Genomic DNA, 12,532 nt, shown 5'->3' with positions numbered 1-12,532 from the left:
CAGCCTTAAATGGCTGTTTTATTTTTTAGTTTGAAGATTTCATATGTCTTTTTTCTTTTCTTTTTTCACGAATATCTTCCTGTTTTTGTTTAATTGCCTCTATACCCTGTTTGTCGATAGGTTTTATTGTCTTGTGAACATAATAGTTATTGTTTACAGATTTGAATTTTATCTTGCCACAAAAATAACCATGCATCCAGCATTTTCCAACACACATGTACGATGATGGACTATTTGCAAACCAGTCAATATGTGTCTTGACCTTCTTGCTGCATTTGTAACAACGAATCTGAGTTACTTTTTCATCGTCCAGTGCTGCATGTTTATTTCTGAAACCCCTTGAGATATATTCGTACTGGTTATTATGAGATACTTCAATCTCTTCTTCTTTATTCTTAGGTGTTATATAGAGATCAAAGCTGTAAAGCTGATTTATATTCTTGGCTTTCATCTCTTTCATAACAAGTGCGGTGTATCTTGCATCGTTGAGAGCTGTGTGAAATGGTTCATTTTCCGGAATATTCATCTCACTGACCGCTTTTTCAAGTTTACTCATACTCTGAGGTATTCCTGAGGTATTCGTAACGCTTGCATATATACTTTGGAGATTCAGAAACTTAAGTGGCCTAGGAAGCTTGTCCATATAATAAAAGTCCATATTAGTCTGAAGCTCTGTGAGGTCCATAGGTCCCCATGTGCAGAATATGTAATCTTTTCCACACCAGTCAAGAAATTCTGAACAGACTTCCTTGAATCCTCTTCCGAGACTCAGGTCATCCTCATCATAGTTCAGAATTGTTCTGATCTTTGAATGTAATTTCTTATAAATTTTTGGTTTGATAAGACTTGAGTATTCGTCAATGATGTTGAGATTCTTATCTACCTTAACGGCACCAATCTCTATAATTTCAAAAGGCATACGTGGATGTTCACCCATATGCCCATTGTAGCTTTGATTCCATTCAAGATCCATAACAATATAATTCATAGTCATGTCCCTTTAGAAAATTTATTAGTGAAAAATAGTGCACCTGACGGGATTCGAACCCACGACCTTCCGCTTAGGAGGCGGACGCTCTATCCTGCTGAGCTACAGATGCACATCAATTATAAGTGTAACATTTATAGAGTTTATAGTCAAGAATTAACTATATGCCCCTGAAGCCACACATCACCCTTGAATCTTCTTCCCGGAGCAGGTTCACCCAGAAGATGGTTTTTGTTGATCGCTACGGTAAATGTCAGATCATTGCTTTCTACATCAATCAGATATATCGATTCATTTGTATAGCTGTTGGTTGTCTCGATATATGATGTGATAGTTCCTATAACTGCGTAGTGATCAGTCTCAATACCGACAGGCATGAAGCTTGATTTCACTATGGACAGAACATCCTCTTTGTGAGTCCTTCTTCCAATGGTGTTATAGGTGTCCATATCTTCAAGAGTAAGACTTTCTATTGCGTCCGGATCACCCTTCTTTGCAGCCTCGATGAGTTTACTTCTCTTTGCATTGCCGTAGGATGTATTTTTATCACTGTGATCATCCACATCAAGAATAATCATACCATTTACTGACAGACCGGAAAAATACGCCTTTGAAAAGTACTTGTTTGATCTGTTCATCCACAATGATTTTTCATAGTCTGCTATGTTGGTTATGAAGAAAATAAGAGTCATTCCAAGACTGAAATCACTGCTAACACCGGCATATGCTCTCTTGTCAGAATATTTCTCAACGTATATATTTTCGTCATCGGTCAAAAGCTTTGATGTGACGTAAGGAAAATAATACTCAATGGATATTGAGCCATCCTTTGACATTTCACCTACAAGCGATATTCCAAATCTCTCCCCAAAGTCTTTGCTGAATTGTACAAGACAGGTGTCAGCACTTATAGTTGATATAAATTTCCTGTCAGGCGATTCAAGGATCTGCCTGTATATAGGTTCAAGCTGCTGTCTGTTTTTTATGTTAGTAAAGCCTATAGATGGAAGAAAACTATGCATTCCGACACCTCCCTTGTTGTATGTTTTTATTTATATTATTACTTTCCTGTCTTCTCAAGATACTCTTTTCCACCCATGTATGGACGAAGCTTCTCTGGAATTCTGACTCTTCCGTCAGCCTGGAGATTGTTCTCAAGGAAAGCGATAAGCATTCTTGGTGGAGCAACAACTGTATTGTTGAGTGTATGAGCGAGATACTTCTTGCCATCCTCGCCCTTTACTCTGATCTGAAGTCTTCTTGCCTGTGCATCGCCAAGGTTTGAACAGCTTCCAACCTCGAAGTATTTCTTCTGACGAGGTGACCATGCCTCAACATCTACAGACTTAACCTTGAGATCTGCAAGATCTCCAGAACAACACTCAAGTGTTCTTACAGGGATATCCATTGATCTGAAGAGATCAACTGTGTTCTGCCACAGCTTGTCAAACCACATCTTGCTGTCCTCAGGCTTACATACAACGATCATTTCCTGCTTCTCAAACTGATGGATTCTGTATACACCTCTCTCCTCAATTCCGTGAGCACCCTTCTCTTTTCTGAAGCAAGGTGAGTAGCTTGTAAGAGTCTTTGGAAGCTCATCCTCAGGAATTATAGTGTCGATGAACTTACCGATCATTGAGTGCTCTGAAGTTCCGATGAGATACAGATCCTCACCCTCAATCTTATACATCATGGCATCCATCTCAGCAAAGCTCATAACACCTGTGACAACGTTGCTTCTGATCATGAAAGGTGGAATACAATATGTGAATCCTCTGTCTATCATGAAATCTCTTGCGTATGAGATAATAGCAGAGTGAAGTCTTGCTATGTCGCCCATGAGATAGTAGAAGCCGTTTCCTGCAACTTTTCTTGCTGAATCGAGGTCAATTCCTCCAAGTGCCTCCATGATATCTGCATGATAAGGAATCTCAAAGTCAGGAACAACAGGCTCACCATACTTCTGAACCTCTACATTCTCTGAGTCATCCTTTCCTATAGGAACTGATGGATCAATGATGTTAGGAATTATCATCATGATCTTCTTAACCTTCTCCTTGAGCTCAGGCTCTAAAGCTTCAAGCTCCTTGAGTCTTGCTGATGTCTCAGCAACCTGCTTCTTAACTTCCTCAGCCTCTTCCTTCTTTCCCTGAGCCATAAGAGCACCGATCTGCTTTGCTATTGCATTCTTGTTTGCTCTGAGTGTATCAGCTTCCTGCTGAGCAGCACGAGCCTGTTTGTCAAGCTCTATTACTTCATCGACAAGTGGAAGTTTGTCATTCTGGAATTTATTCTTTATATTCTGTTTTACTACGTCTGGGTTTTCTCTTAAGAATTTAATATCAATCATGATATCCTCCTATTAAATATATAAATTTATTTGAAAATATATTATAATAATGTAGCTACATAATATATTTTCATGTTTTTGTTTCTTTTTATTTTTTTGTTTATTTTATAAATCTTGTTCTTATCGTTTTAGCGATTTTACGTTTTATACGCTTTTCTATTTTATGTGTTTCATACACATTTGTACGTTGCATGTTTTGTATAATAATTTTTTGAAATATGGTTATTTTAGTTTGTTTTCAGCTATTTCATCCTCGAGGGTTTTAGCTCGTTCAATAGCCTCTTTTTCCTCTTCTGACAGTGCAACATATGCTTCACCACCTATGATCTCTTTTGCATAGTTAAAACAGCCTTCTCTGGTATGCATACAGTTGAGTACGACACCATTGTTCTCTGTATCCAGAAGAGCAAGTGCAAAACTTAGATTACCACCCATTCCTTCAAATGCATTATACTTTACAAGACCAATTTTACTGACACATGCTGAAAGATGACTCTGTATTTCCTTATGTTCCTTTGTGAGTCGCTTGGAATTGTTTTTTACAGCATCCATCTCAGCGAATCTTTTCATGATAATATCTTCAAGATCACCTGCCTGAGTTCCGCTCAACAGCCTTTTTATCTGTTTGTTTCTATTTTTAATATTGCCCATCAATATGAATAATAGTACAAACAAGGCTATTATGAGAACCAGCATACCAATTAGTATGTAGGCAGGATCAATACCTATTTTTTGTAATATGGAACTTTCCATTATAATATTGTCCTTCCTTGATTGTGCATATGTATGATGCAGATGGTTACTACATCATTTCTTTATTGATTGAGTAAAGCATCTCTGTTATTCGGTCAAGCTCGTCCTGAGAATAGTAGTTTATCTCAATTTTGCCTTTGTCGTTATTAGATGCCTTGATAGCTATCTTTGCACCTAAAATTGACTTTAATTTGTTCTCTATATCAGAATAGAAGACGGATAAATCCTTTTGAGGCTTCTGTTTTTCCTCTTTTTCCGGCTTTTTCTCCAGAATTGCCTTTACATATGCCTCTGTTTCTCTAACACTGAGCTTCTGATCGTATACAATTGCAGCCGTTTCGTACTGTAATTTAGGATCTTCTATAGGAATAAGTGCTCTGGCATGTCCTGTTGATATCATATTATACATGACCATCTGTCTTACATCCTCGCAAAGCTTCAGAAGTCGGAGAGAATTGGTTATGGTTGATCTGCTTTTTGATACTCTCTCTGCAACTTCTTCCTGCTTGAGATTATATTCCGATATAAGAGATTCGTAAGCCTCAGCTTCTTCAATTGGATTCAGATCTTCTCTCTGAATATTCTCTATAAGAGAAATCTCCATTATTTCTTTGTTAGTATAATCACGTATAACTACAGGAACTTCCTTTATTCCTGCCATTCTGGCAGCTCTCCAACGTCTTTCACCTGCAATTATCTCATAATAATCGCCTTTTTTAGTGACAATCAGAGGCTCAAGAACACCATATTTCTTAATGGAATCAGATAATTCCTGTAATGCCTCTTCATCAAACTGCTTTCTTGGCTGTGACTTATTTGGCTCAATGAGATTGATTTTAATCTTCTGTTCAACCTCTTTTACAACTTCCTTCACAACCTCTTTGGTTACTGTTTTTACCTCTTTACTTGTGTTTTCAGAGGAGTTTTGCTGATTATTTCTACTTCGGGACGGCTTTGAAGCCTCTGAAGTGCCTAAAAGGTCGTTCAAACCTCTTCCTAAACCTTTTTTCTGTGCCATATTAGCCCTCCATTATCTATAGTAGTCATTTTCTATAACTTCATCTGCCAACATCATATAATGCTCAGCTCCGGCTGATCTTGGATCATACTCAATTATTGGCATTCCGTAACTTGGCGCTTCAGCAAGTCTGACATTTCTTGGTATAACTGTGTTGTATATGTGTTGTTTGAGGTTTTCTTTTACATTTTCAACAACCTGAACTGATAAATTGGTTCTTGAGTCAAACATTGTAAATACAACACCTTCTATAGTAAGAAGTCTGTTCAGATTTTTTCTTATCAGTTCAATAGTGTATACCAACTGTGAGAGACCATCCAGTGCGAAAAATTCACATTGAATAGGTACAAGTACCGTATTTGCTGCTGTAAGAGCATTTACAGTAAGCATTCCAAGTGCAGGAGGACAATCAATGATAACGTAATCAAATTTGTTCTTTACCTTCTTGATATGTGTCTTAAGAATGTGCTGCATATCCTCCATTCCGACAAATTCAACCTCAGCACCTGCCAGTTCTCTGTTGGCAGGAATGAGATTAAGACCAGGATATACGTTTATGAGCATACATTCTCCTATGTTGCACTCATTTCTCAACATATCATAGACTGTGTATTCAAGAGAATCCCTGTCTACACCTAATCCACTTGTCATATTGCCCTGTGGATCCATATCAACGGCCAGAACCTTTTTACCCTTTGCTGCCAGACATGCGGCAAGGTTTATGGCTGTTGTTGTCTTGCCAACGCCACCTTTCTGGTTAGCAATCGCTATAATTCTGCCCATTTTGTCTCCTTTTCATTCAAAAAAAGAATGTTTCACGTGAAACATTGTTGTTTGCTTATTTAATATAGATAAAATATGATGATATTTTATGTTATAAATAGTGCTTGTCTATTATAGCACTTATAAAGTGCTAATTCTACAAAATACAGAAAAAATATGATGTTTAATAAAATGTTTCACGTGAAACATTCTATTATCTAATGAATAGATAATATCGTATACAAAGTGGCAATTAAACTGTGTAAAATCTGATAAACAGTGGGTGCATGTTTTGTATTCGTTATATGGGTAAAGTTTCACGTGAAACATTTTATAATTGAATTAATGGTTAAAAAGGTAAGTAAAGTATTGACTATGCTTGAAAGTTCTGGAAATTCTTTAAAAAATCAGAATAATAGACAAGAAAGTACAATTATTATATGTGGATTACTTAGACATATAAATATTATATGTAATGATGAAAATGTTTCACGTGAAACATGAATATTATCAAATAAATCAGAAAAGTAGTTCATGGAGTGATAATTGAGTTGTAAAATACTTTGTAATAATGTAAATGAATAATAAGGTAGCAGAAACAACAAATAAGATGTAAAAGATTTATAAGTGTAGAAAACAAATGTATGAGATATCTGAAGTTTGAGTTGAAATACGTTTATCATAAAGTTTCACGTGAAACATTCAAATATATATAATATTAAAGCAAAATTAAATATACAAATGATCTATTTATTGAAATTATTTAAATCACCATATAATTTATTAATTAACAGCTTTAAAGATTCTGTATTCATAAAAACGCAATGTAGAATATAGAAGTATATAAAGGAATAGAACAGAAGAGATTATATAATACGTAATATGGTTAGAAATATGATTTTGTTATTGTAATAAACAATTTCTTCACAAAGAAAACTGTAAAACTTAGAAAAACAAGAGAAGAATACCTAAAAATATTCAGATATAAAAAAATACCTGAAGTAAAGATATTCAGAACAAAATTATCTAGGATAATAATTTCGAAACAATGATGTCTGGAAGATAGTGTTTAGAAGACAATATTCAGAATGAAATATTCAGAATGAAATATTCAGAATGAAATATTCAGAACGATAATACTCAGAACGATAATACTTAGAACAATAACATCCAGAACAATGACAGCCAGATAAGAATATTCAGAACAGAAATATCATGAGTAATATTATTTAGAGAAAAGTATCAAAAACAATAATATCTATGACAATATAATTTAAAATGGTTCCTGGAGATATATGAGAAAAAGAGAATGTTTCACGTGAAACATTCTCTTTTTCTTTAACCAGGTTATATGGTCATATATTAATATAGAAGAAACACTGATTACATTGCCTCTGGAGCTTCGATTCCAAGGAGGTTAAGTGCCTCAGATATTGTATTCTTAGTGAGATATGTGAGCATAACTCTTGCATTCTTGAGCTCAACATCATCTACATTGATTCTTGTTGAGTTATAGAACTTGTTAAATGCCTGAGCAACATCAACTGCATATCTTGCTACAACAGATGGCTCATACTTATCAGCAGCATCCTTGATCACAGATGGGAATCTGTTGATCTCTTTTAATAACTCTATGGCATCCTGCTCTGTAATGAGACTGTAGTTAACCGGTTTTGATGGATCGAATGACTCAGCAAGTCTTACAACGCTGCAGCATCTTGCATGTGTATACTGAACATAAGGACCGGTCTCACCATCAAAGTTGAGAACCTTATCCCAGCTAAATGATACATCCTTGATTCTCTGGTTATATAAGTCATTGAAAAGAACAGCACCAACACCAACTTTCTTGGCTACATCCTCCTTGTTTGGAAGATTTGGGCTCTTTTCGGTGATTATCTCAAGACTCTTTGCAATGGCATCCTTCAGAATATCCTCTGCGTATATGATATTACCGCTTCTGGTAGAAAGCTTTGCTCCCTCAAGACTTACAAGACCATAAGGAATGTGAACAAGCTGATCCTTTGCCCATTCGTTTCCAAGAAGCTCAACTACCTTGAATACCTGTGCAAAATGAAGTTTCTGCTCCTGACCGGTTACATATAAGCACTTTGAGAAGTGATATGTGTCTTTTCTATAGAATATAGCAGCAAGATCTCTTGTTGCGTATATTGAGCTTCCGTCTTTCTTGGTTATGATACATGGAGCCATATCGTAATCTGAGAGATCAACGATCATAGCACCTTCGCTCTCCTTCAGAAGACCGGCAGCCTTAACCTTGTCCACAACAGCCTGGCACTTGTCTCTATAGAAACTCTCTCCAAGATAGTAGTCGAAATCCATTCCGAGGAGGTTGTATGTTCTCTTGTATTCAACAAGACTTATATCCTTGAACCACTGCCATATGCTGAGTGCTTCCTCGTCTCCATTTTCCATCTTGTTGAACCATGCTCTTGCCTCGTCAACAAGCTCTGGATTCTTGTCAGCCTCTTCATGGAACTTCACATACAGCTTCATGAGCTCTGAGATTCCATCCTTCTCAACAGCTTCCTTTGAACCCCATGCCTTGTAAGCTACGATAAGCTTACCAAACTGTGTGCCCCAATCGCCAAGGTGATTTATTCTTACAACATTGTATCCAAGCTTGGAATGAATCTTGTAAAGAGAGTTACCGATTATTGTAGTTCTGAGATGGCCAACGTGGAAATTCTTTGCAACGTTAGGAGATGAGTAGTCAATACATATGGTCTGTCCCTCGCCTATATCGGATTTGCCGAAGTCATCTGTGTTGGCTGCCTCTATCATTGTCTTTACAAATACATCTTTCTTGATATAGAAGTTCAGGTATGCACCTGCTACATCGATCTTCTCGATGAAATCTACATCTCCTATGGCTTCCTTTATATCGGCTGCAATCATATTTGGGGCTTTTCTGAGCACCTTTGCCAGTCTGAAGCAAGGAAATGCAAAATCACCCATATCAGGGCGTGGTGGGATCTCGATTGAAGCAATGATATCTGACATTTCGATTCCTTCTACGTTATTTGAGATAAGCTGTGCAATTTTTTCTTTCATGATAATGTTCCTTTTATGTTTATTTTATTCGAAATATATATGTGTTGATAAAACAACATATACACAATATAACACTTTGTTACTTTAAGATATCCAACCTGTAAACTAAGTAATATATGTCTTTCAACAGATACGTTATTATTCAAGTGGAATAGTAAATCTTACATTTGTTCCGGTTTTTGAATCTCCATCGATCTTCAGAGTTCCATTTAACAGATATATGATCTCCTTGATTCTGTGGAGACTGCTGTACCATGGACTGTTGGTATCATAATTGTTGTCTATACCCACGCCATTGTCGTTGATATATACATCTATGAGCTTACTGCTCAGATATATCTTGATTGAGACCTTGTTGGCATTTGAATGAACAAATATGTTGTTCATAATATCTTTAGTTATTGATAAAAGATATGTGGCTACAATACCTGGAATATTCATGGCATAATCAGCACAGTTGATGTCGTATGATATGCCACATTCAGGATGTTCATCCCTGTAACCCTGGAAAAGTTTCTCAAGATGATTCCATACAGGCTCTTCGCTGTCTGATTCTCCAGAGAGAGAATTGGCAAGTTCATCTACATGGTCGGCAAGTTTTGCCGTTGATGAGGTGAGCTCTTCGAGAGTGACCTTAGCTCTGTTGATATCTGATCTTATAAGCCAGGACAGTACATCCAGCTTGTGTGAATTGGAGTCAAGAACATCTGTGATGTCGGATTGAATCCTGTCCGCAAGCTGTTTTTTCTCATATTGGTACAATCTGAGGATATTTTTTCCGTGATCCGCTGCTGTCAGGGAATCAGTATCTGGTCCGTCTGTTTCTGTTGTATCTTCATTATTAATAGTAGATACTTCCTCAGTCACCTCCGTCAGAAGATCATCTATATGTCTGTTGGAGGTGGATAGATCAGTTATACGCTTCTTAAGCAATGCGGTTTCTTCTTCGTCCTCTTTGATCTGAAGATGAAGAGTCTGCTGCATATCCTGAAGCTCCTTTAACTGAAGCTCTATCTGAGTAGCCTTTTCCTGCTGTGAGGTGGTGTCTACTGAGAATGGTGAAAATACATTGTGACCAGTGCTTGTCTTGAAGGAGTATACATCTAATGTCTTTATAAGCTGGTCTATCTTTGCCTTGAGTTCAAAATCTTCAGTTTTGAGTGACTGAACCTGCTCAAGCTTGCTGATATATGAATCATTGAAGAAATTCAACAGATCCTGATTGGTCTTGCGCACCAATTTGAGACTTTCTATAGAAGATGTATCCATGATGAAACTCCTTTCAATAAATTTGCTGTAATCTTCATTGTAGTATACCAAAAACTGTGTGTCAACAAATGCAAAATCAACGTTTATTTCTTTTCCCTGTATGCGACGAGTCTGTTGATAGGTGTTCCCATTGCTGAGAATTTGGTCTCATACTCGGTCATGATGTTGCCTTCGTTGTATTCTGAATTGTGAAGGTCATATGTGTAGTTCTCAAGGATCCATCCTGCCTCGGGAACCTGTTCCAGAGAGAAATCAAAGAGTCCTCTGTTATCAGTCTTAAATATAACTCTTCCCTCAGGGGCGAGGAGCTGATCATACAGACCAAGAAAATGTGTAGATGTGAGACGTCTCTTGGCATGCCTGTCCTTTGGCCATGGGTCCGAGAAATTGAGATATATTCTATCTACTTCATTTGTATCGAATACGTCAGTTATATATTCGGCATCCATTCTTATAAAGTAGAGATTCGTCATCTCAGGTTCAAGCTCTCTTTTCTCAAGGGCACGCACCAGGACACTTGAATACTTCTCTATGCCTATGTAATTGATATCAGGATTGCGTCTTGCAAGCTCCATGATAAACTGTCCCTTGCCCATGCCTATCTCAATATGTATAGGGTTATCGTTGTCAAATAACTCATGCCAATGCCCCTTCATGCCTGTTTCATTGTGCACTACATAGTCATTTGCTGCGATAGTCTCTCTTGATCCTTTTACATTTCTCAGTCTCATAGTAATCTCCATCTATTTATTGTAAAAATCTTCTTTTTATTGAAAAAGTTATACCTTATAATAATAACATAGGCGAAAATGATATTCAAACAATATATATAACTGGTAATTTTGGTATGGGATAGGAGCAGAGTAATACCGAACAAATAAAAATGAAAAAAGTTGAAAAAAACACTTGCATTATAAAAAGAACTAATGTATACTCTAATCTGTTGTGACGAACACAACATGATAAATACGGGCCGCTAGCTCATTTGGTAGAGCACCTGACTCTTAATCAGGGTGTGCGGGGTTCGAGCCCCCGGCGGCCCACTACAAGGTGGATTGACTGCAATATAATTGTGGCTGGTCCATTTTTTTGTCACTCAGTTTGAAATCATTTGCTGGATGTCAGAAAAGTTGAAAAAAATGAGAAAAACACTTGCATTATTCTCAGAACTGATATATAATCTATTCTGTTGTGACGAACATAACAAATAAATACGGGCCGCTAGCTCATTTGGTAGAGCACCTGACTCTTAATCAGGGTGTGCGGGGTTCGAGCCCCCGGCGGCCCACTACAAGATGGATTGACTGCAATATGTTGTGGCTGGTCCATTTTTTTGTGCAAAAATCCATGGTCTTTTATTTATTTCCTTATTTGAAGATGTGTAGGTTACACGCCTTCGTTATCGAATGCTGGAATGAAGCTCTCTTTTGCTGTCTCACCCTCCTGTATAAATCCATTTTCAACGCCGATATCAATGGCATAATCCACAAGCTCATCGTATTCAGAAGAAGTTATAGTTCTGCCAAGCTCTGGAAATCTATTCTCAATTCCCGGCATAGGGGTGTACTGGTTCATGATGCTTATATATATTGAATCTTTGTATGTGTTATATAGATATGTGATTATTGACTTGGAATCATCCAGATGATCAGGAAGCTGCAGATGACGGACGATAACACCTCTCTGCATAATTCCGTCGTCATCAAAGCGGGTCTGGTCTCCTCCGCATTGTCTGACCATCTCAGATATGGAGGCTTTGGCATGTTCAGGATAGTCTGGAGCATTACTGTATTTTGCGGACAGATCCGGTGACATGAATTTGAAATCAGGAAGATACACGTCTATATATCCATCAAGTAGCTGTATCATCTCGGCCGTTTCATAACCACTGCAGTTATATACAAATGGAAGCTTGAAGTTCCGTGATCTCGCCATGTCTATAGCTGATATGATCTGTGGTATATAGTGATCCGGTGTGACAAGATTGATGTTGTTGGCACCCTTATCCTGAAGCTCAAAGAAAATGTTGCACAGCCTTGATATGGATATATCCTTGCCAGCCTTGCCTCCGGATATGGCTTTATTCTGGCAGAAGCAGCATCCAAGTGCACATCCGGAGAAAAATACGGCACCTGAACCGTTCTCTCCGGATATACATGGCTCTTCCCACATGTGTAGTGCTGCACGGCTCACCCTGACTGTGTCTGTCATATGGCAGGCACCTGTGTGACCGGATGTACGGTCTACACCGCATTTTCTTGGACACAATATGCAGTTGTTCAGGATGTGCCGGATATCCATATTATTTACCTCC

At 37.6% G+C, this 12,532-nt stretch carries 10 protein-coding genes and 3 tRNA genes; 2 read left to right on the top strand and 11 right to left on the bottom strand.

Going from position 1 to position 12,532, the window contains the following annotated elements; translation table 11 throughout:
• Nucleotides 1–25: 25 nt before the first annotated feature.
• The 10 genes from DWW70_RS06835 to trmB form a co-directional block, all read right to left on the bottom strand.
• Nucleotides 26–988, bottom strand: a complete 963-nt coding sequence (locus DWW70_RS06835; RefSeq protein ID WP_022217390.1) for a 3'-5' exonuclease — start codon at nt 986–988, stop codon at nt 26–28.
• Between the two features lie 38 nt (nt 989–1,026).
• A tRNA-Arg gene (locus DWW70_RS06830) sits at nt 1,027–1,100 on the bottom strand.
• A gap of 37 nt (nt 1,101–1,137) precedes the next feature.
• Nucleotides 1,138–2,010 carry a DUF3881 family protein gene (locus tag DWW70_RS06825; RefSeq protein ID WP_118649520.1) on the bottom strand — a complete coding sequence of 291 codons (873 nt, stop codon included), beginning with the start codon at nt 2,008–2,010 and terminating at the stop codon, nt 1,138–1,140.
• A gap of 38 nt (nt 2,011–2,048) precedes the next feature.
• Complete coding sequence (gene serS / locus DWW70_RS06820; protein ID WP_055145972.1) at nt 2,049–3,341, bottom strand: serine--tRNA ligase; 1,293 nt, start codon at nt 3,339–3,341, stop codon at nt 2,049–2,051.
• Between the two features lie 222 nt (nt 3,342–3,563).
• Nucleotides 3,564–4,094 (bottom strand): DUF4446 family protein, encoded by a 531-nt coding sequence (locus DWW70_RS06815; protein ID WP_022217392.1) that lies wholly within the window; start codon nt 4,092–4,094, stop codon nt 3,564–3,566.
• A 49-nt stretch (nt 4,095–4,143) separates the two neighbouring features.
• Entirely contained in the window at nt 4,144–5,112 is a 969-nt protein-coding gene (locus tag DWW70_RS06810) for a ParB/RepB/Spo0J family partition protein (RefSeq protein WP_118649519.1), read from the bottom strand.
• A gap of 12 nt (nt 5,113–5,124) precedes the next feature.
• Nucleotides 5,125–5,895: a ParA family protein gene (locus tag DWW70_RS06805; protein ID WP_022217394.1), complete on the bottom strand. Its 771-nt coding sequence runs from the start codon at nt 5,893–5,895 to the stop codon at nt 5,125–5,127.
• Nucleotides 5,896–7,257: 1,362 nt separating this feature from the next.
• Complete coding sequence (gene argS / locus DWW70_RS06800) at nt 7,258–8,949, bottom strand: arginine--tRNA ligase (protein ID WP_055222373.1); 1,692 nt, start codon at nt 8,947–8,949, stop codon at nt 7,258–7,260.
• A gap of 138 nt (nt 8,950–9,087) precedes the next feature.
• Entirely contained in the window at nt 9,088–10,218 is a 1,131-nt protein-coding gene (locus DWW70_RS06795) for a sensor histidine kinase (protein WP_118649518.1), read from the bottom strand.
• An 83-nt stretch (nt 10,219–10,301) separates the two neighbouring features.
• On the bottom strand, nt 10,302–10,949 hold the full coding sequence (gene trmB, locus DWW70_RS06790) for a tRNA (guanosine(46)-N7)-methyltransferase TrmB (protein ID WP_015534422.1): 648 nt from the start codon (nt 10,947–10,949) through the stop codon (nt 10,302–10,304).
• Nucleotides 10,950–11,188: 239 nt separating this feature from the next.
• Between trmB and DWW70_RS06785 the strand changes: the two genes are divergently transcribed.
• Nucleotides 11,189–11,261, top strand: a tRNA-Lys gene (locus DWW70_RS06785).
• Between the two features lie 172 nt (nt 11,262–11,433).
• Nucleotides 11,434–11,506: transfer RNA gene (locus DWW70_RS06780), tRNA-Lys, on the top strand.
• A gap of 98 nt (nt 11,507–11,604) precedes the next feature.
• Here DWW70_RS06780 and DWW70_RS06775 read toward each other — a convergent pair.
• A complete protein-coding gene (locus tag DWW70_RS06775; RefSeq protein WP_022217396.1) occupies nt 11,605–12,519 on the bottom strand; it encodes a radical SAM protein in 915 nt (304 codons plus the stop codon).
• Nucleotides 12,520–12,532 lie beyond the last annotated feature (13 nt).

This window comes from Coprococcus sp. AF16-5 (assembly GCF_003479365.1).
GTDB classification, from domain to species: Bacteria; Bacillota; Clostridia; order Lachnospirales; family Lachnospiraceae; genus Coprococcus; species Coprococcus aceti.
Note: the sequence above shows the minus strand (reverse complement) of the source record. Positions and strands in the feature narration are given on the sequence as shown.